The following is a 24,118-nucleotide window of genomic DNA, read 5'->3' as shown; positions in this document are numbered from 1 at the left end:
CTTTTAATTAAAACCAAAATGCTTTAACCAGTTTAAATCACCAGTAAAAAATTGACGAAGATCATTTATGCCATACTTAAGCATAGCTAGGCGTTCAATACCCATTCCAAATGCAAAACCGCTATACTCTTCAGGATTAATTGAAACATTTTGCAAAACTTTAGGATGAATCAAACCACTACCCAAAACCTCTAACCACTTACCTTTAGATGGCAAGTAAATATCTACTTCAGCAGAAAGTTTAGTGAATGGAAAAAAGCTTGGACGCATTCTAATCTTAATATCTTGATTATCAAAAAATTGATGCAAAACTTGATTTAAAGTCCATATCAGATTAGGCATATTGATCTTTTTATCAACAGCAATCGCTTCAATTTGGTGAAACATTGGTGTATGGGTTGCATCTGAATCAGATCTATATGTTCTACCAAAAGAAATAAACCTAAATGGTGGCTTATTTTTTTCCATAAACCTTATCTGCATTGGAGAAGTATGAGTCCTGAGCAAAAATCCTTTAGGCAAATAAAAAGTATCATGCATATCACGAGCTGGGTGGTTAGATGGAATATTGAGTGCCGTAAAGTTATACCATTCAGTCTCAATACTTGTACCCTGAACCAAGTTAAAACCTAATTTAGCAAAAATATCTACTAACTCATTTATTACTTTGGATATAGGATGGATCTTACCTAGTAAGCAATTACGCCCAGGTAGAGTCAAATCACATTTTTGGTTCTGGATTTTATCATTTAATTCAGCTTCTTCAATCTTCAGACGATGGGCTTCTAGCAAAGATTGTACTTCCTGCTTAACACCATTTACTTTCTGACCAAAATCTTTGCGCTCAGCTGTAGGGATTTTACCTATTTGGGCCATCAAGTTAGATAAAACTCCAGTTTTACCTAGATATTTAGTTTTAATCTTATCAAACTCCAAATAGGTATTAACCTCTGCAAGCTGCTCTCTTAACTCATCAATAATGCGATCCATCACCCTCCAACTGCTTCTTCTGGAATCTCCTGTTCTGCTTCAAGCTTATTCTTAAAGATTTTATCACGCTCTTGAGCTTCTTTTAACAAGCTATTAACGTAGAAGCCTGTTCCAGCTGGGATTAGTCTTCCAACTATCACATTTTCTTTTAATCCCTTCAATCTATCAACTTTACCCGCAACAGCTGCTTCCGCAAGAACCCTAGTTGTTTCTTGGAATGATGCAGCTGAAATGAAAGATGTAGTTTGTAAGGAAGCTTTTGTAATACCTTGTAATACTAATTCATACTTGATGGAATTTTTATCTTGTTCTATGAGTTTTTTATTCAAAGCTATAGCTTCTTGCTTATCACACTTCTCACCAACTAAAAGCGATGAATCACCCGCATCTTTAATCTCAACTTTTTGAAGCATTTGTTTGACAATAATTTCAATATGTTTATTGTCAATTTTCACACCTTGCAGGCGATAAACGTTCTGAATCTCTTGGGACATATAATGTGACAGCGCCTGGGTTCCCATTACCCTTAAGATATCTTGTAACACATAGTGACCGTCAACAATCATTTCACCCTTTTTCACAACATCACCATCGTTAAATAAGATATGCTTACCCTTAGTAATGATATACTCTACTTGTTCAGAGCCATCTAAAGCATGCAATACCACACGACGTTTAGACTTATAGTCTTTACCAAACTCTAACTTACCATCAATATCAGCAATAATTGCTCTATCTTTTGGCTTTCTTGCTTCAAATAATTCGGTAACTCTTGGTAAACCACCCGTAATATCCTTAGTTTTTGTTGATTCTTTTGGAATACGAGCAATAATATCACCAGTGTTTACTTGAGAACCATCTTCAATTGTTAATATTGCATTTACTGGCATGTAATAACGAGCTTCTAAACCGTTCGCAAGCAATGCTGTTTCGCCATTTTCATCTGTTAAATATATTCTAGGCTTTAGGTCAGCACCACTTGTTGATTTACGAGCCTCAATAATCACCTTACTTGTTATACCAGTTGATTCATCAGCAATATCTTTCATTGAGATACCAGAGATAATATCCTGAAAAGCAACTTTACCAGCTCTCTCAACGATAATTGGTATAGTATAAGGATCCCAATCAGCTATTTTCTGACCAGCTTCAACATTTTGGTCGTCATTTACAAGCAACCTTGCACCATAAGGCACTTTATATCTAGCTTTTTCAATTCCTTTGCCATCTAAAAGCATCACCTCACATGCCCTGCTCATAACAATCTTTCTACCAGCAGAGTTTTGTACTACGTTTTTGTTAATGAACTTAATAGTACCTGGAATTGCAAATTCAATCGAAGACACCTCAACACCTTTTGTTGCAGCACCACCTATGTGGAACGTTCTCATGGTCAGCTGTGTACCTGGCTCACCAATTGATTGGGCAGCTATAATACCAACCGCTTCACCGATAGATACAGGCTTATTCTTTCTCGACAGATCGCCACCATAGCACTTCGAACACATACCTTCAGTTGATGCACAAGTTATTGGAGATCTAACTTTCACTTGATTTATACCAGCTATCTCCAATTGTTTAATGATTTCTTCGTTAAATATCTCTCCAGCTTCAACGATGATTTCATTTGTGATTGGATCTTTGATATCAAGAGCACTAGTACGAGCTAATACTTGATCTACCAAAGGCACAACAACCTCACCACCATCAATAACTGCACCAATTACAATACCATCTTTTGTACCGCAATCATTTTCAACAATGATACAATCTTGGGCAACATCAACAAGCCTTCTAGTTAAGTAACCCGAGTTAGCTGTCTTAAGAGCGGTATCTGTTAAACCTTTTCTGGCACCATTAGTTGAAATGAAATACTCTGTTACTTTCAAACCTTCTAAAAAGTTTGAAGTAATAGGATATGGTATAATTTCACCATTTGGCTTTGCCATAAGACCCCTCATACCAGCAAGCTGTCTGATTTGCGCAGGGGAACCTCTTGCACCAGATGAAGAAATTGCATAAACAGCGTTTAATCTCTCAACACTTCTTGAATCAGATCTTGAGCTATCACCTTTTGCTATCTTCTTCATTAAGTCGCTTGCCACTAAATCTGTACAACGCGACCAAGCATCGACCACTTTGTTGTATTTCTCACCAGATGTAATCAAACCGCTATAGTACTGCATCTCATACTCTTTAACTTCTTTCATGGTTTGCTCGATATGAATCTTTTTCGATTCAGGTACAGCCATGTCAGCAAAGCCAAATGACATACCGGATGTAGTTGCGTACTTAAAGCCCATAGCCATTAATCCATCAACAAAAGCTACAGCATCAGCTTGCTTTGCATATCTATAAACCGTATAAACCAAAGTCGAGATATCTTTCTTGATAAGGAGTTTATTCACTAGACTAAACTCAATACCTTCGTGTTTTGGCACTATATTCCATAATAAAATTCTACCTGGAGTTGTATCGACGATGAACGTTTGAGGATTTTCCGGATTATTATTGTGCATTCTAAATTTGATTCTTGAATGCAATGTAACTTCTCTATTATCTAAAGCATGTCTCAATTCATCAATATTGGCAAATACCAAACCTTCACCTAATTCTCCAGCAAATTCAAGAGTTAAATAATATATACCAAGTACTATATCTTTATCCGGCACCAAAATAGGCTTACCACTTGCGGGGCTCAAAATATTATTTGTTGACATCATAAGCACACGTGCTTCAATTTGAGCTTGAATAGAAAGAGGTACGTGAACAGCCATCTGGTCACCGTCAAAGTCCGCGTTAAACGCAGAACATACTAGCGGATGCAACTGAATTGCTTTACCTTCAATCAATATTGGCTCAAAAGCTTGGATACTTAGCCTATGAAGAGTTGGGGCCCTATTCAAGAGAACTGGATGATCCTTAATTACTTCCTCCAAAGCATCCCAGACTTCTGCTTTTTGTAATTCAACAATGCGTTTTACCGCCTTAATAGTATTACCCGCTCCATACATTTGTAATTTCGCATATACGAAAGGCTTGAATAACTCTAATGCCATCTGTTTAGGCAAACCACACTGATTTAATTTAAGCTCTGGTCCAACCACAATTACAGATCTACCCGAATAATCAACCCTTTTACCAAGCAAGTTCTGACGGAATCTACCTTGCTTACCTTTAAGCATATCACTTAAAGATTTAAATGGACGTTTGTTATTATTTTTGACTACCTTACCTCTTCTACCATTATCTAGCAATGCATCAACAGCTTCTTGCAGCATTCTTTTTTCATTGCGGATAATAATCTCAGGAGCACTTAACTCAAGCAGCCGTTTTAACCTATTATTTCTGTTGATTACTCTTCTGTATAACTCATTTAGGTCAGAGGTTGCAAAGCGTCCACCTTCTAACATCACAAGAGGTCTTAAATCAGGTGGAAGCACTGGTAAAACCGTCATCACCATCCATTCAGGCTTATTACCAGATGCAATAAATTCCTCAATTAACTTAAGCCTCTTAGCAATTCTTATATTCTTTGTTGCAGCTGTTGAGTTAGCCTTTTCAAGTTGTAATTCAGCCTTTAAAGCTGGCAAATCAAGACTTTTCAACATTGCCTGAATACCTTCGGCACCAATACCAACCTCAAATCTATGCTCACCATATTTTATCTTATACTCATTGACTTCATTTTCAGAAATCAAATCACCTTTATTCAAACCATCAACAGTTGAATCAAGTACAACATAAGATTCAAAGTATAAGATTTTCTCAAGGTTTTTCACTTGCATGTCTAAAAGCAAACCAATTCTAGAAGGTAGAAGCTTCAAGAACCAAATATGCACAACAGGTGCAGCAAGAGTTACGTGACCCATACGCTCACGTCTAACTCTACTAACCGTCACTTCAACGCCGCATTTCTCACATACAACGTCTTTGTATTTCATCTTTTTATATTTACCACATAGACACTCGTAGTCTTTTACTGGACCAAAGATTTTAGCACAACATAAACCTCCTTTTTCTGGCTTAAATGTACGATAGTTGATAGTTTCTGGCTTCTCAACTTCTCCAGATGACCAGGAAATAATATCATGTGGACTTGCAATATTAATTTTAATTTGATCAAACTGATCAATGTTACCAGAGTAGCTAATTAATGCGTCTTCCTTTACAGCTTGATTATCTTGTTTATTTTCAAACTGTAAGTTCAATGATAAAGCTCTGAGCTCTTTCACCATCACCTTAAATGACTCAGGTATACCGTACTGAAACTGATCTTTATGTAATACAATGCTCTCATACGTCTTAGTTCTACCAGCCACATCATCAGACTTCACCGTCACCATTTCTTGCAAAATATAAGAAGCACCGTAAGCTTGCAGAGCCCATACTTCCATCTCACCGAATCTCTGACCACCAAAATATGACTTACCTCCTAGTGGTTGCTGAGTTACAAGACTGTAAGGTCCAATAGATCTTGCGTGAATCTTATCATCAACTAAGTGATGCAGCTTCATTATATACTGAACTCCAACAGTTACTTTTCTATCAAAGTACTCACCAGTTTTACCATCTATCAATTTAACTTGGCCCGTACTCTCAAGACCAGCTAAATTTAGCATCTCTTCAATGTCTCCGGCTTTAGCACCATCAAATACTGGCGTTGAGAAATACATACCCTTAGACATACTTTTACAGAATGCTAAAAATTCTTCATCTGGAAGCTCATTAATTTTCTTCAAACTCTCTTTATCATTCTTATAAACATCAGCCAAAAAGTCTTTCATTACGTCAATTTCAAGACGTGAAGCTCTATACTCCTCTATTAAGCGTGCAAGTTGGCGACCTAAGTTCATAGCAGCCCAACCAAGGTGGGTCTCAAGAACTTGCCCTATGTTCATCCTTGAAGGAATACCCAGAGGATTCAAAATCACATCTACAACCGTACCATCCTCTAAGAATGGCATATCTTCTTCTGGAACAATCTTAGATACAACACCTTTGTTACCGTGTCTACCAGACATTTTATCACCAGGCTGAAGTTTGTGTTTCGTTGCTACGAAGATTTTAACAACCTTTAGCACACCCTGAGGTAAGTCATCACCATTCTGAATTTCTGCAACGCTTTCGTTAAATCTTTTCTCTAAGCTATTCTTATACTCCTCATAATGATAAGCAAGATTTGCTAGCTCATTCGATGTAGCAGCATCTTGTACCTCCAATTTAAGTTTTTGTGCAAGATTTAGATCATCTAAAAGCTCATGGCTAGCCCGCACGATAGCTTTATTACCAGATTTAACTTCTTGGCCTAAAAGTAAGCTATTTACCTTATTACTCAAGAACCTTTCAATAACAAGCAATTCCTGATTTTTAGTTTTTGCAAGAGCATCTATCTGCTCTCTTTCTATCATCATTGCCCTTTGATCCTTCTCTATACCACCTCTAGAAAAGATACGCACTTCCGTAACTACACCACTTGTTCCAGGGGGAACGTATAAAGATGAATCTTTCACATCTGCAGCCTTTTCTCCAAATATGGCTCTTAATAATTTTTCTTCTGAAGTAACTGGCGTCTCACTTTTTGGAGTGACTTTACCTACTAATATATCACCAGGCTTAATTTGAGCACCAATACATATGACACCGGTTTCATCAAGATTTCTGACCGTCTCATCACTTACATTTGGCACATCTCTTGTTATTTCCTCAGGTCCAAGGCGCGTATCACGTATCACTACCTCAAACTCTTCGATGTGCACCGAAGTATAAATATCTTTTTGCACCACCTTTTCGGATATCAAAATAGCATCCTCAAAGTTATATCCACCCCAAGGCATAAAAGCTATTAAGACGTTTTTACCCAATGCAATTTCGCCTTTGTCTGCATTTGGACCGTTAGAAATTACATCTCCTTTCTTAACAACATCACCAACACGCACTATAGGGGTTTGGTTGATACAAGTATTGTGGTTTGATTTCTGGAATTTTGATAGATTGTATATATCAACACCAATACCATCAGCTTCAGCTCTTCTGATTACTATCTTTAAAGCATCAACATATTCAACAACGCCATCACTCGTAGCAAGTATTACAGATTCAGAATCTCTTGCAACAATACTTTCTATACCCGTACCTACAAACGGAGCCTCACTTTTTAATAATGGAACTGCTTGACGTTGCATGTTTGCACCCATCAATGCTCTGTTTGCGTCATCATTTTCAATTAAAGGAATAAGACATGTCGCAACAGAAAATACTTGGGTTGGAACAAGGTCAATAAAGTCAACATCGCTAGATGGCACCATCACGAATTCACTCTCAAATCTACAAATAACCATCTCATCTATGATTTTGCCATTACTGACGTTAATTGTAGACCCCGCAATTTTATATTTAGACTCTTGAGTTGCAGATAAATATACAACCTCATCAGTTACCTTACCGCCTACTACTCTTCTGAAAGGAGCTTCAATGAAACCGTACTTATTAATTTGCGCAAATGTTGCAAGAGAACTTATAAGACCAATATTTTGACCTTCTGGAGTTTCGATCGGACATATTCTGCCATAATGAGTAGGATGCACATCCCTCACCTCAAAACCAGCATGATCACGAGTTAAACCACCAGGTCCAAGGGCAGAAATACGACGCTTATGTGAAATTTCAGATAATGGGTTTGTCTGATCCATAAACTGTGACAGCTGGAACGTCCCAAAGAAGTCTTTGATGATAGACATTATCAGCTTTGAATTAATCAGATCATATGGCATCACTGAATCTGCATCGATCATTGCAATACGCTCTAGTGCAGATCTAGTAACTCTCGCTAAACCGATTCTAAATTGATTTTCTATCAATTCTCCAACACACCTTACACGTCTGTTACCTAAATTATCTATATCGTCAATTGAGTCGCGACCATCTTTAATCGCAACCAAGGTTTTAATTGTAAGCAATATATCTTCTTTTTCTAAAAGTGTCTGATCTTCCGAAGTAGTAATACCTAAACGCTCATTCATCTTAACTCTACCTACTTCAGATAAATCATATCTTTCAGGACTAAAGAAAATGCTGTGTAGTAACTCTTTAGTACCTTCGACCGTAGACAACTCACCAGGTCTTAATACTCTAAAGATCTCTAATAGCGCTGAAGCCTCATCTAAATTTTTATCAGCAAGCAATGTATTTTTGATATAAGGACCATACTGAGCATTAATTTGTAATAACTTAAGCTCTGCAACTTTTCCTGCATTTATTGCATCTAAAGCTTCTGAGGTAATCTCATGACCCATTGCGACTATCAATTCACCAGTCTGAGGATTTACTATATCGTCAGCAGCAGATTGCCCCAATAATTCTGTATCACTTACTACAATCTTGCTTAATCCCTCTTTAGCAAGTTTTTTAGCAAGGCGAGGTGTTATTTTTTGACCAGCTTGCAACACAACCTTACCAGTTTGAGCATCTACTAGATCATCCTTTAATTTATGCACCGTTACAAGATCAGGCAAGAAATCTCCAACCCATCCTATACCTTCCTTTACAAATGAAACACTGGAATAATAAAAATCCAAAATTTCTTTTGTCGTTAAACCTAGGGCCCTGAGTAAGGTAGAGATATAAATTTTTCTGCGCTTATCAATCCTAAAGTAAATCAAATCCTTAGCATCAAACTCAATGTCAAGCCAAGAACCGCGATATGGAATTATACGAGCAAAATGTAGCAATTTACCAGAAGCATGCCCCCTGCCCTTATCATGATCAAAAAATACACCGGGTGATCTACAAATTTGAGATACAACAACTCTTTCGGTACCATTCACTACAAATGTTCCATTTTTAGTCATCAGTGGCAAATCACCCATGTAGACTTGCTGCTCCTTGATGCTTTTAACCTCACGGGCACCAGTATCAGGATCAACATCCCATACTACTATTCTAAACAGTACTTTTAATGGACACGCGTAGCTAATCCCACGGCGCTTACACTCTAATACTTCAAATTTAGGCTCTTCTAATTCATAACTAACATATTCTAATGTTAGCGTTTGAGAAGAATCAGTTATAGGAAAAGCGCTTTGAAACACTAAATGCATTCCTTTATTTTTTCTTTCGCTATGTTTTAAGCCAAGCTGCAAAAAGTGTTCTTCATATGAATTACGCTGCAAATCTAGAAGATTAGGAACGTCAATTATAGACTTGATTTTACTAAAATTCTTTCTAATACGAAGATTGCTCGACTGATTATTTAAAGGAGAAGAAGGCATTTTATCAAAATTAAAAATTATTGGATAAACTATTATTAAAAACGACTTAAGTTAACTACTACAAGATGATCATATAACCTTGCAACCATAAAATTTATTGTATGAATTAAAAAGGTTAAATGAAGAAGTAATCGGATGTAGCTTTGAGAAAAGCATAAAATCATAAGACGTCTAATTAGAGAAATGTGTATATCTTAAATCCACAAAAGTTAATCTTAGCAAAAATTTTCATAAAAAGCAAAATATAAAATTAATAGTCAAGAGAAAAATACGATTTTTTGAAAATTTTGTTATGTTCGTGGTCGCATAATTGATAAAATCTGCTGCAAGAACTAAATTTCAAGATAGATGCAAGAGAACCTAGCCTTTTCTCAGTATGTCATTCTTTACATCTAGTAATATGCAGGCGAGTATTCCAAATTTAACTTTTTCTCTTCTTGTAGTATATATTCGTGCATTTTAGCAAGACGGATTAGATCTTTTTCTAAATTAAATTTTTCTAAAAAAATTTTATGCGCTCGGTTTGCCATTTCTTTAGCTTTTTCAGGGTTTGCCATAATCCAATCAAAGTGCTCCTTTACTTGTCTATATATCTCTTCTCCTGAAGCATTTTGATCAAAGTAAAGCATACTATCTCCAAAATGCTTCATTACCAGAGGATGCTTGTCAGATATTGCAATCACGTTAGCAGCAGCAGCTTCCAGAGGTCTCATACTTAACATGTTACCTTCAAAATGAAAAGCACCATGTGTTGATAGATAAATACCATTTTTCCTTATTGCTTCAAGATTATCTATTCCTCGAGGAATATCACCTTTATATATCCCGGGCTTAAAATCAACGTAAGTGTTATAAGGACCATATCCTTTTGAAGGTAAGTTTTGAGTCAATAAAGTAATAAACTTTTTATATCGATCTGAACCCTTTAGTGTATCAGCGCCAGGTATGTTGCATAGCATGATCGATTTAGGTTCTGCTGGCTCATAATCAATTGATGGAGGTAAAGGACACATATGAATACCATAAAAAGGCTTTTTCTTTTTATTCCACATTTGTCTATAAATGTCCATTTCATGCCCAGAACAACATAAAATCCCTTGAGCGTAATTTCTTATTTGTTCGTAAGGGGGACCCTTAGGGTTTAAATAATCTTTACCTTTAAATACCGCATGTAGAGGTATAGAAATCCAATAATATTTTTTATAAGGCAATAGCCTATCATCGAAACACTCGTGACGTACATAAAGTGTAGAAATTATAAAATCAGGGTTAAAAGATATTATTTCATCAGCTTTTCCATCTAATGTAGCAAAGTACATTTTAACTTCCCATCCTAGTTTTTCCGCAGCATATTGAAAATATTTAAAAGCAGAATATTCTCCAGCACCAGAAGTAAGATAAACCACCTTATACTTATCTTTGACCGGCATATCTTTATATTTTTCTGCCCAACTCTCAGCTGGTATTTTAGCAGCAGATTCAAATAGTTTCTTTACTTCTTGTTGTTTGTATTGCTGTTTTAGTTTGTTAATACCTAACAAACTTATTGTGACTATGACAATGAGCAAAAGCCATTTAGATTTAAAAAAAAGCTTCCTAAACATATTATTGCGTTATAATAACCTATTTATTTTAGATGATACAGATTATATACACAATTTAATAGAAACATCAAGGCTCCCTTCTATTCATCAGCAACAAGAGCTTAACGTGAAGAATGCAATTATTGAAAAATATGAAAGTGATTCCAACTTCATTTCTATAAGCCTATTTAGTGAAATTCGTGCTCTATAAAATTTTTGCTATTAGGCTTAATTAATGGTAGGTCTAAGTCATTGCATTTTCTTAATTATTGATCTAATATAATTTTATGCTAAAAAATAGCCTTTTCGAACCAATAACTTTACGACTTTATGAATAAACGTACTTTTATCATTTTTCTTATATTTTGCGTGAGCTTATACTTTATTTTTAAGTTTACGCAGCATAAAACTTATAAACAAATCTTTTTTAAGCATAAAGAAAATGTTTCACAGAAATGGGCAAATTACCTTGATATATATGAATTCTATCTACCACCTTATATAAATCAAAATGCTTCAATATTGGAAATAGGAGTACAAAATGGAGGTCATTTACAAATATTAAGCAAGTACCTAAAAAATGCAAAAATTTATGGTTTAGATATCGATCAAAATGTTTGTAAGTTAGATTTAGGTAAAGATATACAAACTTTTTGTTTTAATGCGACCGAAGAAGAGCTCATAAATAAAAATATGCCAAATTTAAATTTTGACGTAATTATAGATGATGGTTCTCACCAAAGCCCCGATGTAATAAAAACCTTCCAGATAATGTTTTACAAACTTAAACCTGGAGGGACATACATTATAGAAGATATGCATGCTTCCTATTGGAAAGAGTTTCAAGGAGGTTATCAAAAACCTTATACCCAAATAGAATATTTTAAATCGTTGATTGATATATTGAACTCATACCATATCAATGCTAATAATAGCGCAGAGACAAAAAATACAGAATTTTATGATAGTTTATCAGATATTGAAAAAGAGTTTTTAAGGTGGACTCAAAGTATTACTTTTTACGACAGCGTAGCTGTAGTGAAAAAACTGACAAAACCCAGAAGTGGTCCTTATGGCAGTGTATTTGTTGGCAAGATACAGCCTATAAAACCTTTATTCTAAGAGGTTCTATCGCATCTATTTTGGGTCTAGCAGTGCCAATAATTTAGTAAAATCAGAGTTAAAAACAAGTCTTATTTTTTAAGAAGGATACCGGGATATTATGCCCACAATACCACAAAGGCTACAGCATAATCATGCTCATCCGAAATAGATAGTTCCATGTTAAATTCTATTGTTTTTGCAAATTTAATGTAAGGTTTACCCCTTGCATCGTTTAATATACTTATATCTCTGAAACTTATATCCCCCATCCCAATACCCAAAGCTTTGACAAAAGCTTCCTTAGCCGCAAATCTCTTAGCTAGATACCTTATTTTTTGCTCATTATTTTGGAACTGTCCGTATATTACCTCTTCTTGGGTCGATAAGATTCTATGAGCAAATCTATGCGGAAATTTATTATAAATTTTTCCAATACGATCTATATTAACTATATCAGTACCAATTCCTAAAATCATTAAACAACCCTTTTTGCCGAATGGATCAGGCTTTCAACATTAAGTGCACTAAGCAAATTGTTTAGAGCTTCAGTATCTATCACTTCTATATCGCATAATATGTCATTAAAAAATTCATCTACTTTTTTAACCTGCATATTAATTAAGCGCACTGACAATTTTGACAAATGTCCTACAATCAGATTGACAACTCGGTCATCACGATGCGATATGATCCTGATGCGAGCAGCATATTTCAGATCAGTATCAAGTTGACGCCAACTCAAATTCAATATCTTATCTAAACTTGCCCCAACCTTTGTGTATACCTTACAACCCTTTATATGAATCGTCACACCCTTACCACTGTATACGATGCCTACAATTTTATCACCTGGTATAGGGTTACAACATTTTGCAAAATGCATCGATATACCAGGTATTAGGCCCGCAATAGGCGAATGTTGGATTTCTTGTTGTGTAACTTTCTTAAATTTTGGAAATCTAAAAATTGACCTAAGTCTACTAGGTTTGAGATCTAATGTATCAATTACCTCCTTAGTCGAGATCTCTCCTGTGCCAACTTTCAAGTATAACTCCTCTAGAGTCTTATTTAATTTAGTAGCCGCTGTTGATAATACTTTATCAAAGTTAGAAATATTAATAGACAAAAGGGCATTTTCTAGTATATTTTTACCAAGGTTGATATTCACCTCCGTATCTTGACTTCTTAAATATTTCCTAATTTCAGCTTTTGCCTTACCCGTAACAACCCAATCTTCCCACGCACCAATTGGATGCTGAGTATCAGATGCCAAAACCTCAACCATATCACCCGTTTTTAATTCTGTTGGCAAAGGCATTAAGGTACCATTAATTTTTACACCTATACAATGATGACCAAAATCTGAACTTAAAGCATATGCAAAATCTATAGCTGTCGCCTTTTTAGGAAGAGTAATAATATCTCCTCCAGGAGTAAAACAAAAAATTTGGTTCTGATACATCGCAAGCTTAGTATGATGCAGCATTTCTTCAGAACTATTTGAATGTTCAATTATAGAAATCAGCTCACGCATCCACCTATACTGTTCCGTATTTTTATCTTGATAACCTTGTTTATAAGTCCAGTGAGCCGCAAGCCCCACCTCAGCTACCTGATGCATCTCATAGGTCCTAATTTGTATCTCAATCTGCTTTTGCATTGGACCAATTATAAGGGTATGTAGCGATTGATATCCATTTTGCTTTGGAATACTAATAAAATCATGAAATGTGCCAGGCAAAACCTTAAAAGACGAGTGAATAATACCTAAGGCTTTGTAACAATCATCTTGAGTACCAACCAAAATACGAAATCCCATAATGTCGGATAAATTATCAAAAGCGATGTTTTTATTGACCATTTTAGTCCAAATGGAATATGGCTCCTTTTGCCTACCACACACCTCAGCTTTTAATCCATGGCTAGCTAACACATCCGTTAATTCTATGACAATATTTTCTATCAAGCTCTTTCTATTTTCTGAGATATTATTTAATTTCTTAATAACCATCTCATACACTTCTGGATACAAGTTACGAAAAGATATCTCTTGCAACTCGTTCTTAATCTTATGAAAACCCACCCTCTCAGCAAGAGGAGAATATATTTCTAGCGTCTCAAGAGAAATTTTTCGACGCTTTTCATCCGATTTGAAAGATATGGTTCTCATATTATGCAACCTATCTGCAATTTTGACCACGAGCACCCTTATGTCTGCAACCATAGCAAGAAAAAGCTTCCTAAAATTTTCAGCTTGATGCACCTGATCCTTGTTCAACTTAACCCTTTTTAATTTTGTAACACCATCAACAAGGCTTGCAATTTCTGGACCGAAATTTTTGTTTATTTCTTCTAAAGTGAGCTCAGTATCTTCAATCGTATCATGTAAAATTGCCGTTATAATCGTTGAGGCATCAAATTTTAAATTAGCAACAATCTTGGCAACAGCAATAGGATGGGTATAGTAAGGTTCCCCAGAATCTCGTTTTTGATTGCCGTGATACTTTACGGCAAAGTCGAGGGCTTTAGCTACTAAAGATTTATCTATGTTTGGATCATGAATTGTAAGTTCATCTATCAACTTTGCATCATACATCTTCAAACATATTCAAAAGAAGATTAGACTTTTAACATCTCGTCATTTTCGAGTCTTTCTATCTCTTCACTCTCTTCTTCTGATAACTCTAGCTCTTGAGAATGGTGTACATAATCATCATCAGTGATGGACAGATCTTCTAGCAATTTTTCATCTTCTTCTATCACCTCTACAACAGTAGGTTTATAGTTTTTCTGCATGCTATGGATTATGCTTTCCTCAAGCTGAGCAACATCTAGACCTTTCTCAATTTCGTCTAAAGCAACTACTGAGAACTTTTTTTGGTAAGGCATCCCTGTATTTTCAAGTTGCTTAGCTCTAAAAGAAGCATACAGAACTTTTAAAAAGTGATTCTTTCTTTTTTTATCTGTTTCGCTGTAAATTTCAGGATTATCTAACATATTTTGCATATAATTATTGAACTCAAAAGGATAAATTATAATTGTACCAAAATATTAATCAAAAACCAAAATTAATTTGTTTATGCCTTCAATATTTTCGTTAAGGGTTCCTATTGTCTAGAGATATCATGTCCACCACCCTTACCTTTATTCCCACTATTTTGCCTTTCGTTGATCTGTCGTCTTGCATTTTCTTTTACATCACCCGTAGCCCTTAGGGTTAAGGTCCTCAAAGCTTTACCAGCAATAATTTTAAACATTCTACCAACCTGTCCGCTCCTAAGATATTTTATTATGCCTAATGTTTTTCTAGCAGCATAATCATGATCACTACCTTTCTCTATAACTCTCAGCTCGTTTGATTTGATATGAAGTAACTTGTTAGCTATTACATAATTTATACGATCTCTTGCTTTGGTTGTAATGAACTCACTAAGAATTTGCTTTGTAAATTTCCTAGATGTATCTGGATTACCTCTATTAACATCTTGACTCTTCTTTATTCTACTTGAGAGTCTTCTATAATCTTCATCACTGATCTGTAAAGGCATTTGTGCCATATTACTCTTTTCATTATCATCAACTTTAGATATATTTTTATCTGCCACAGAATGTATCAAGTCTTTAATGTCTGCTATTACCTCTTTATCAGTAGCTTCTTTTTCACACTTTTGGCTTAGTTGACTTATTTTGTCTTCTGTTTGTTTGTCTAAAATTATCTTAGTCTCACTCTGACCGTCAGCAGAACGAAAGTGGGTATCCTGACCACCATTGTCACTATTATTACCATTTTTGCCCATAATTTAAGCATTTTAGTTATACTACTTCAATAAATACTCGAAATCAGTCTTTAGAAGAAATAATATCATCAAAATAGGAAGCAATACAGCAACTGCGGAACAAAAATACAAGGATTTAAGACTTAGAAGAACTATCTTTATCCTCAGTTAAAGTATCCTTGAAAGCTTTTAAACCCTTTGCGAGATTCGTCATAATCTCGGGTACCTTATTTGCCCCAAAAAGCAAAAGTATGATTAGTAGTATTACTATCAAATTTCCAAAACTAAGCATAAAAAATTTTTAAATTTTTATAAAAAGACACTATCAATATGGTACTGCATAAAGATCTATAAATCTATTTAAAATTTCTTCATAAGGTATCTTAGTGGTGGGCTTCCTTTATTATATAAGGTTTATAGTAACTTCAAATCAACAATTAAATTATGAAATTACATACCTTAGAACTTAAATCTTCCTCAAACAAAGAAATTAAAATTAGCGGATATGCTAGTGTCTTTGGACAGGCCGATTATCACAACGATATAATCTCTCCAGGGGCTTTTGCTGACTCCATCGTTAAGCATTACCAAGGCTTTACTATAAAATTATTATGGCAACACGATCACGCAAAACCTATCGGGGTGATCAAAAATTTAAAAGAAGACCATAAAGGATTATTAGTAGAAGCAAGCATTAACAAAGATGTAAGCCAAGCAGATGAGATCGTTTCGTTAATTCGCCAGGGTGCTATCGATAGCTTTAGTATAGGCTTTAATATCGAGAAATCCAAAATGAATGAAGCAGGCCAAAGAGAAATACTAAAAGCCGATTTATGGGAGGTAAGTTTAGTAACTTTTCCAGCCAATAGGGACTCTAAGATATATCAAATCCACAGCAGACCTCAAGAATGGGAAAATGTAAGTCAGTTATTGTCAATTAAATCTAAAACAATTTTTAAATTATAGGAATTTTATGTCAAATCAAATCCAAGAACATATAGCCAAACAAATATCTTCCATCTCTAACGAATGGGATAACTTTCGCAGTGAATATAAAGAACTAAAAAATCAGGTATCATCCATGAACATAGCCTTAAATAGACCACATGTAACCAGCGATAATGCTGGCAGTTACGCAGAAAAAAGTGCATTTGCAGACTACTTACGCAAAGGTGAGGTAAAATTTGAATGTAGTAAACAATTCTCTTCTGACGAAAATGAAGGAGGCGGTCTCATTATGCCCCACTTTTCCCAAGAAATAGTAAGCCAATTAAGCTTAACTTCGCCTTTAAGAAAGCTTGCAAGCGTTATTACAACATCAAGCAACAAGGTGGATTTTGTTTTTGAAGATGGTAAATTCGAAAGCGGATGGGTTGCTGAAACAGCAGAGAGAGATAAGGTTGGAACACCTAAATTGCAGCATAAACAAATTGAAGTGCATGAAGTATACGCTCAACCAACAGCAACTCAACGTCTTATCGATGATTCATCTATCGACATATATAACTGGATGTTAGAGAGATTAGCTGATCAATTCGGTCGTAACGAAGGATATGCGTTTATCAATGGTGATGGCGATAAAAAACCACAAGGAATTCTAAAAGAAGATAAAGTTGAAAAAATAGCTCTTCTTAAAGAAAAAGAAATTCATGTGGAAGATATTTTAAACATGATAAATCGTCTTGATGAGTACTATCTCGGTAACGCTTCATTTATCATGAATAGAGCTACATTATCATATATCCAAACTTTAAAAGACGAAACCGGGAGGTTTATATGGCAGCCATCTTACAATGACACATCCCCCCAAACCCTTTTCGGTATTCCTGTGTATTGCTCTGCTGATATGCCAATTATGTCAAAAGATGCAAAAAACAAAGTGATTGCCCTTGGTGACTTTAGGAAAGGATATAAGATCGTAGATCGTGCCAGCGTCAACGTCATGAGAGATCCGTATACCTCAAAACCTTTCGTGAAGTTCTATGCAACAAAACGTGTTGGAGGCGCAGTTATCGATCCAAGAGCTATTAACGTACTTGAATTCTAGGATTTTATGTATAGAGTAACATCTTCTTTTCCGGATCAAATAATTAATGTAGAGGAAGCTAAAGGCTTCCTCAAGATATCACATTACGATGATGATCATTTTATTAAAAACTGTATTTCTACAGCTATAGAAACAGCAGAGAATTTTTTGCACTGCCACATATGCTCAAAAAACATTGAAGTAACTATCGAAGTCAAGGCACAAGAAGTGGAAATGCCCATAACGCCTATTAAACGTATAATTGAGGTTAGATGTGACAGCACGAGCGATGACATAAAAGATTTATGCCAGATCGGTCTAGATAAAACCACGATCATATTACCAGATAACGTTAAAGGCAAAGTAGCTTTTACGTATCAAACTGAACGTATGCATTTAGCTCATTTACTAAAGCATGCACTTATGAGTCATATGGAAATTTTGTATGAAAAACATGTATTAAGTAATGAGGAACTAGATCAGATCTCAAATTTTTATAAACCTTATCGCAAAATACTAGTATGAAAAGCCTAGCAGCAGAATTAAGACATCCAATACAAATTGTAGAGTATGATACTCGCTTTAATACTTGGCTAGCACGAGTTAAAACATTTGCTAGTATTAAGCAATTAAGCCCCAAAACTCTAAAATTTTTTGAAAAAATTAATTTTGGAAACATGGTAGAAGCTTCTTACATGCTTTTTACTATAAGGTTTACTCCTGAGATTGATAAAAGCATGAGGATTTTTTTTAAGCGAAGATATTTTCTAATCAAAAAGATCATTAACGTCGAGGAGCAAGATAAAATCCTTGAAATTATAGCAGTCGAAATAGTATAAATTTATGTCTTTAAGTATCGTAAGTAATTTGCTTGATAGTATTTATAATCTCTTAACGAGGTCAGATGATATTATTAATTTTATCCCGCAAATCTACTTAGCTCCTCCTCAAAATCCTAGCTATCCATTTTTGTTGCTTGAGTTACAAAAAGTAACAGACCAAAATCAAAATTTTGAAGTGGAGTTTAATATATGCCTTTTTTATCGGGAACAAACTCCACAAGTAGGTATTAGTCTGGCAGATAAGATAGACGAATGTTTACTTAGATTAAAAGACTACGATCTTGGATTTAAGATATTAGGTATCAAGCAACAAAATATTACTTTATCCAAAAGTGAAGACACACTAACTTTAAAGCTCTCTATTAAATACTTAAGCCTTATTAGAAAAATATGACAAATTTTCTCAACGTTCTGTTACCCGAATTCCTAAGTCCTTACATTACTGGAGGTCCGCATTTTGATACATCTATAATACGCACTATCTCAGGACGAGAAGTAAGATTTGCTAACCTGCAAAATGCATGCCAAAAATATACTATTAAAAACTGTCACCTCACACCTTTAGAACTTAATGAATTCAATGCATTTTTTAGAAATACTAAAGGAGCAGCTTGCGGATTTTGTATGAAAGATCATTCTGATCATACTGCAATAGAACAAATATTAAGCTCGGAAATCAATGACCCAATTACATACAAATTATTTAAGGAATATTCGTTTGGTGATCAAAAATATTTTAGACGTATTTTTAAACCCATACCTCAAAGTATAGAGTTTAAAACTACGGATCAAAAGGAAATTCATGCAGAAATTCATTATGATTTAGGCATTTTAACATTAAAAGATCCATTACCTGAGGGCGTTGGATTAATCGCAAATTTTGACTTTTATGTCCCTGTTCGCTTTAAGGAAGACTATTTTAATTACTCTATCTCTAAAGATGGCAGCATAATGCTGGAGGATATTGAACTAATTGAGGTAATGCCATGAGAAAATTAAGCAACGAATCTAAAAAGTTGATAAGAGAAGGAGCTACGTTTGTATTTGGATTTGATGTAGAACTTGAAAATGGTAAGAAATTATATCTCACTAACCACTCTCAAGAATTTACATTAAGGGAAACAACTTATACAGCATACTCTTCTTTGGAGATTACTAAAGCCCATTTTAACGACTCAGCACACGATTGGGTAGAGATTAAGGGGAATTACGAAAATAATGCAGTTGAAATTTTAGATATTATCAAAGATGCTAAGGTAAAAATTAAGTTAATTTTCATAGAGCAGAATATAATCGAAGATATCGCAACCTTATTTTGTTTTAACGTGCACAAAGAAAATATTCATTTCATCTTGCATCTTAAAAGCCAAATACATAACTTAGAGAAAAATGTTACAAAATTTTACAGTAAAACCTGTAGAGCCAATCTTGGAGATAAACAATGCGGCGTAGATTTAAATTCTATAAGCCAAACTATCAGGGTCTCCAATATCTCGGGTACAACGATTTTTCTTGATATAGACAAGGAATTAGGCTATTATGATTATGGCAAAGTCCATTTCAGCGATACAAGCAAGCCTATACTAATTATTAGACAAACCTCTAACTCACTAATCTTAGCAGAAGCAGTGCCACCAGAATTTTGCAGTGTTACTGAAGTCAGGATTTCACCAGGATGCGATAAAAAGATCAAAACTTGTTGTAATAAATTTAACAATGTATTAAATTTTAGAGGTGAACCATTTTTACCTGAAATGATTTATGAAAGAATGTATTAGAAAATTTTTTACCGGGTTTATCAGTTGCTTTGAGTGCGTTGATAAATACTATGAAAATCAAGAACAGGCAAATAAACTTGGACATTATTGGCCAAATGTATTGGAATATTTGAATAACAGCTTTAAAAAAATCGCAAATTATGAGTAGAGAAGTTAAGCATTTTTTTGTAGAGGATAACCACTTAAATAAAATTACTCCTAACCTTAATCACTCTTACATGCACAAAGTAAGGAATGAATTTGAAGGCCTAATGCCTCCACCTGAAGTTCTGCATGCTTATGAGGAAATTATGCCAGGAACGGTTGAAAAGCTTTTAGGATTAATGGAGCAGGAACAAAAGCATAAACATGCAATGGAAAGGGCAAAAATATTTATGCATTCCAAAACCGAAACCATAGGCAAAATGTTTGCATCTTTCACGATTATTATCATCGCTTATGCAACGATTGTTTTATCTAAAAAAAGTTTAGGTCATTCACTTGTTTTTGCAGCAATTGCTTTTACCAGCATCTTTGCTGTTTCACTTGTTGCATATTTTAGAACAACACCTGTGCCAAAAGTAGCTCCTGAACCCGTAAAAAAGCATGAAGAGATAAAAGTTCATCAAGAACCCAAACCTCATTGGAATCAAGAACGACAAACCAAAAAAAGAAGAACAATAAGAAAACGTAAATAACCTTAGTTTTAAGAAAAAATGATAGTTTTTGAGAGATTTTTAGGAAGAATCGCGCGGAAAACCGGATAATACTAAACGTATTTGAGGATTTGAGCACAATTCTGACGACAAAATCACCAAAAAGAATCGTTTTTTAACCAACTACTTTAGATATTTTATCTATGGTAGACTGAGTTTTGATCAACTCCATAAAGATTTCTCTCTCAGCATCTAGCAAATCTTGTACTTTTAATCCGGACCTTTTAAGGATTTTGCTCATGCGATTTATAAGAAGCTTTTGAAATTCATCCGCATTTGGGAAACAATCTTCTAAATTAAAATCGTTAGGGACCTTAATTTCGTAACTACTACTAGCAGCGCATCTTACATCAAGTGCCAAGGCTTTGTCTAATCTATCATCTGGATGCATAACCTTAAGCAAAGAAACTGAATAATCATCTTTAAAATAATCAGCCGATGTAGTTCTATTTCCAAAAATGATATTACCTAAATGCTTTTTAAGTAGTAAGCTATCACCATTAGATCTCAAAGTCATTTCCTTAAAACCTCCCCATGCAGGTATTAGTCCTATAGTCGACTCTACTAGACCCCCTTGAAGCTCAAGACCGGCTATAACCCTATTAGAGTTGAGTAAAAATTCACATCCCCCACCCAAAGCATAATTTTGCGCAATACTAACAGAAGTAATGGACTTGAATCTTTGCATCGAATTTTGACCTAGTTGCAGAAATCTTTCAACTTCACTCCAATTTTTATTCTTTGCATGTTCAAGGAAATATTTTAAATTACCACCAACAGAAAAATGCCTTCCTGATTTAACTATCAAAACTTTTTGCTGCTTTTCTGCTAAATCAATTGCCTTATTTAATAGATCAAAAATTTGATGCGTCAGGACTCCCATTTTACTTTCTATAGTAAAAACAAGTCCTTCTTTATAGGTCGAAATACTAGCGTCAGCATTATTTGCTACTATATCACCATCTTTTTTCCTAGCTGTAGATACTTTTGGAGTTGGAATTATTCCCATATTTTGCGCAAGACCACTTAAACCACCACTCCAATTAAAACCTATCTTCAATACTTTATCTATAGATTTAATAGAGTTAGTTACCTCCGGCACCAGATTTATACCATAATTATAGACCTCTTCTATCAACTCTCTAAAATACTGAGCGTATGGATCTTTTGACTTTCTAAATTCATCTATAGAGCCAAACTCCACATTTAAATTAGCAGCCTCGTATTCCATAGATGCAAGGTTAAGCACTAATCTATTTTTATCCACTTTTTTATAAAATCCACTCCCAGACTTTGATCCTATTTGCCCCTTGGCAATTAATTGACTTACTAGACTTTCTTTAAAGTATACTTTTTGATACTTATCATCTTTAGGTAAAAATTTTGTTAACGAAGCACCAATTAAATGCATTACATCAAGTCCTATAAGATCATATAAACCAAAAATGCCGGTTCTAGGCATTCCTAAAAGCTTATGAGCTATTAGATCTAACTTAGATAAATTAAGCTTGCTTTTTATTGCTTTTTGCAAAGCAGCTTCAAGGAAAAAACACCCTACCCTATTTGCTATAAATCCTGGTGAATCGTTACAAGGCACTACGTCGCGCCCTAAAGCATGAGTCAAAAAGGCAGTAATTTTATCTACTTTAGATTTTGGAACATCGCTATCTGTAACAAGTTCAACTAAACTTAAATATCTAACTGGATTAAAAAAGTGCAATATTAAAGTCTTTGGCCAAATCTTACTACTTTTGAGCAAGTTCAGTGACAAAGTTGAAGTGTTGGAAGCAAGAATGCAATTAGGATTTAAAAACTTAGCTATTTTCTTATATAAGTCTAGTTTGACCTCTAATTTTTCTACGATGGCTTCGATGACAAGATCACAATCGCCAAGCAAGGCTATGTCATCTTCTAAGTTGCCTATTTTTATATTTTTAATTTTATCGGGATGGGATATTAAAGATCTATTATTTGATTTTAAGCTGTCAATCGCGTTTTGCACAACATAATTTCTGTCAGTCTGCTTTGGATCTACAATATCGAGTAATAAAACTTGATGATCACAACTAGCAATATGCGAAGCTATGGACCTTCCCATAACGCCCGCTCCTATGACAGCGATACGCATAATTTATTCCCTTACTATAATTTCTTTCCATTGTTCTAAAACTGCTTGTAGCATACTTTGCAAGGTTTCTGAATTATAAAGACTTGAATCATCTTCAAAATCATCCAAATGGATTATCATATCATGCAACTCTGCTAATTCTAATTGTGAGATATCATCTATATCTTCGTCCGAATACTGCTTATTTAAGCTTTCAGCAATTTTAGCCACATTCCATCCCCAATTTCTCATACTAAATTAGTGTAAATATTGATATTAACTACTTAGAGCAGGGTAAAACCGCGCGCTAATTAGCGAACATTAAAACATTTTTATTTAGTATCACCTCAATGAAAAAGAAAATATTTGAAAATTTTATTCGGCTTGCATTGTATTGGTAACATAGCTAATTTGCAACACTCTGTTTAAATCGAAACAACTAAGGCCTAAAATAGGGTGCTTTTTACTAGGAGCAAGGTCGCACAAAGGCCGAAGCACAAAGTCTCTTAAGTGCATTTGATTATGAGGTATGGTTAGTCGATCACTTTCTAATATAAGATCATCCATAAACAAAATATCTAAATCAATTATCCGAGGCGACCATCTTTGGCCTGAATTGGCACGTCCTATTTGGGTTTCTATAAATTTGAGCCCCCAAAGTAATTCGTATGGCCCTTGATAAGCATCACAACTTATTACAGCATTAATAAAATCTGGACCACCATCTTTGTTTTCCGTTAAAGCCTTTGAAGAATAAAATCTTGAACATTTTATTTGTTTGATAGACAAAACTGAACTTAAGAGATTTATCGCGTTCAAGCAATTTTGCCTTTTATTACCCAAATTACTACCTAAACCAATAAATACCTTCATATATGTGTAAATTTTTCATTATCTCTAAAGAATTTTTCTTATTTCGCATGTTTGTATTTTAAGACCCCAAATAT

20 protein-coding genes are annotated in these 24,118 nt (G+C 34.7%); 9 read left to right on the top strand and 11 right to left on the bottom strand.

Features of this window, described 5'->3' with window-relative positions:
* Window positions 1-3: 3 nt before the first annotated feature.
* The 3 genes from pheS to phytr_RS00945 all read right to left on the bottom strand — a co-directional run bounded on the left by pheS (window position 4) and on the right by phytr_RS00945 (window position 10,864).
* Window positions 4-990, bottom strand: coding sequence for a phenylalanine--tRNA ligase subunit alpha (gene pheS, locus phytr_RS00955; RefSeq protein ID WP_234352497.1), 987 nt, complete (start codon window positions 988-990; stop codon window positions 4-6).
* Window positions 990-9,260, bottom strand: a complete 8,271-nt coding sequence (rpoB, locus tag phytr_RS06500) for a DNA-directed RNA polymerase subunit beta (RefSeq protein WP_106874025.1) — start codon at window positions 9,258-9,260, stop codon at window positions 990-992. Before rpoB ends, pheS begins: the two co-directional genes overlap by 1 nt.
* A gap of 392 nt (window positions 9,261-9,652) precedes the next feature.
* On the bottom strand, window positions 9,653-10,864 hold the full coding sequence (locus phytr_RS00945) for a glycosyltransferase (RefSeq protein ID WP_106874024.1): 1,212 nt from the start codon (window positions 10,862-10,864) through the stop codon (window positions 9,653-9,655).
* Window positions 10,865-11,173: 309 nt separating this feature from the next.
* Between phytr_RS00945 and phytr_RS00935 the strand changes: the two genes are divergently transcribed.
* On the top strand, window positions 11,174-11,965 hold the full coding sequence (locus phytr_RS00935; protein WP_106874022.1) for a methyltransferase domain-containing protein: 792 nt from the start codon (window positions 11,174-11,176) through the stop codon (window positions 11,963-11,965).
* A 98-nt stretch (window positions 11,966-12,063) separates the two neighbouring features.
* Here phytr_RS00935 and acpS read toward each other — a convergent pair whose 3' ends face one another.
* The 5 genes from acpS to tatA all read right to left on the bottom strand — a co-directional run bounded on the left by acpS (window position 12,064) and on the right by tatA (window position 16,015).
* Entirely contained in the window at window positions 12,064-12,423 is a 360-nt protein-coding gene (gene acpS / locus phytr_RS00930; protein WP_106874021.1) for a holo-ACP synthase, read from the bottom strand.
* On the bottom strand, window positions 12,423-14,543 hold the full coding sequence (locus phytr_RS00925) for a RelA/SpoT family protein (protein WP_106874020.1): 2,121 nt from the start codon (window positions 14,541-14,543) through the stop codon (window positions 12,423-12,425). Before phytr_RS00925 ends, acpS begins: the two co-directional genes overlap by 1 nt.
* A gap of 23 nt (window positions 14,544-14,566) precedes the next feature.
* Window positions 14,567-14,953: a DNA-directed RNA polymerase subunit omega gene (locus tag phytr_RS00920; RefSeq protein ID WP_106874019.1), complete on the bottom strand. Its 387-nt coding sequence runs from the start codon at window positions 14,951-14,953 to the stop codon at window positions 14,567-14,569.
* Between the two features lie 101 nt (window positions 14,954-15,054).
* Window positions 15,055-15,744, bottom strand: a complete 690-nt coding sequence (locus tag phytr_RS00915; RefSeq protein WP_106874018.1) for a hypothetical protein — start codon at window positions 15,742-15,744, stop codon at window positions 15,055-15,057.
* Window positions 15,745-15,859: 115 nt separating this feature from the next.
* Window positions 15,860-16,015 carry a twin-arginine translocase TatA/TatE family subunit gene (gene tatA / locus phytr_RS00910; protein WP_106874017.1) on the bottom strand — a complete coding sequence of 52 codons (156 nt, stop codon included), beginning with the start codon at window positions 16,013-16,015 and terminating at the stop codon, window positions 15,860-15,862.
* Between the two features lie 152 nt (window positions 16,016-16,167).
* On the opposite strand from tatA, the gene phytr_RS00905 reads away from it, so the two are divergent.
* The 8 genes from phytr_RS00905 (at window position 16,168) to phytr_RS00870 (ending at window position 21,046) form a co-directional block, all read left to right on the top strand.
* Window positions 16,168-16,689 carry an HK97 family phage prohead protease gene (locus phytr_RS00905; protein ID WP_106874016.1) on the top strand — a complete coding sequence of 174 codons (522 nt, stop codon included), beginning with the start codon at window positions 16,168-16,170 and terminating at the stop codon, window positions 16,687-16,689.
* Between the two features lie 7 nt (window positions 16,690-16,696).
* Window positions 16,697-17,770, top strand: coding sequence for a phage major capsid protein (locus phytr_RS00900; protein ID WP_106874015.1), 1,074 nt, complete (start codon window positions 16,697-16,699; stop codon window positions 17,768-17,770).
* A gap of 6 nt (window positions 17,771-17,776) precedes the next feature.
* On the top strand, window positions 17,777-18,274 hold the full coding sequence (locus phytr_RS00895; protein WP_106874014.1) for a head-tail connector protein: 498 nt from the start codon (window positions 17,777-17,779) through the stop codon (window positions 18,272-18,274).
* On the top strand, window positions 18,271-18,588 hold the full coding sequence (locus phytr_RS00890; RefSeq protein WP_106874013.1) for a head-tail adaptor protein: 318 nt from the start codon (window positions 18,271-18,273) through the stop codon (window positions 18,586-18,588). The genes phytr_RS00895 and phytr_RS00890 overlap by 4 nt, the downstream gene beginning before the upstream one ends.
* 4 nt (window positions 18,589-18,592) lie before the next feature.
* A complete protein-coding gene (locus tag phytr_RS00885; RefSeq protein ID WP_106874012.1) occupies window positions 18,593-18,985 on the top strand; it encodes a hypothetical protein in 393 nt (130 codons plus the stop codon).
* Window positions 18,982-19,581 carry a DUF2460 domain-containing protein gene (locus tag phytr_RS00880; protein ID WP_106874011.1) on the top strand — a complete coding sequence of 200 codons (600 nt, stop codon included), beginning with the start codon at window positions 18,982-18,984 and terminating at the stop codon, window positions 19,579-19,581. The genes phytr_RS00885 and phytr_RS00880 overlap by 4 nt, the downstream gene beginning before the upstream one ends.
* Entirely contained in the window at window positions 19,578-20,369 is a 792-nt protein-coding gene (locus tag phytr_RS00875; protein ID WP_106874010.1) for a DUF2163 domain-containing protein, read from the top strand. The genes phytr_RS00880 and phytr_RS00875 overlap by 4 nt, the downstream gene beginning before the upstream one ends.
* A 140-nt stretch (window positions 20,370-20,509) precedes the next feature.
* Window positions 20,510-21,046: a DUF2335 domain-containing protein gene (locus phytr_RS00870; RefSeq protein ID WP_106874009.1), complete on the top strand. Its 537-nt coding sequence runs from the start codon at window positions 20,510-20,512 to the stop codon at window positions 21,044-21,046.
* Window positions 21,047-21,179: 133 nt separating this feature from the next.
* Here the strand turns inward: phytr_RS00870 and phytr_RS00865 are convergent, their stop codons facing one another.
* The 3 genes from phytr_RS00865 to folK form a co-directional block, all read right to left on the bottom strand.
* On the bottom strand, window positions 21,180-23,192 hold the full coding sequence (locus phytr_RS00865; protein WP_106874008.1) for a 3-hydroxyacyl-CoA dehydrogenase NAD-binding domain-containing protein: 2,013 nt from the start codon (window positions 23,190-23,192) through the stop codon (window positions 21,180-21,182).
* Between the two features lie 3 nt (window positions 23,193-23,195).
* Window positions 23,196-23,423: a Fe-S cluster assembly protein IscX gene (locus phytr_RS00860; protein WP_106874007.1), complete on the bottom strand. Its 228-nt coding sequence runs from the start codon at window positions 23,421-23,423 to the stop codon at window positions 23,196-23,198.
* A gap of 123 nt (window positions 23,424-23,546) precedes the next feature.
* Window positions 23,547-24,044, bottom strand: coding sequence for a 2-amino-4-hydroxy-6-hydroxymethyldihydropteridine diphosphokinase (gene folK / locus phytr_RS00855; RefSeq protein WP_106874006.1), 498 nt, complete (start codon window positions 24,042-24,044; stop codon window positions 23,547-23,549).
* Window positions 24,045-24,118 lie beyond the last annotated feature (74 nt).

The organism is Candidatus Phycorickettsia trachydisci, assembly GCF_003015145.1.
GTDB classification, from domain to species: Bacteria; Pseudomonadota; Alphaproteobacteria; order Rickettsiales; family Rickettsiaceae; genus Phycorickettsia; species Phycorickettsia trachydisci.
Note: the sequence above shows the minus strand (reverse complement) of the source record. Positions and strands in the feature narration are given on the sequence as shown.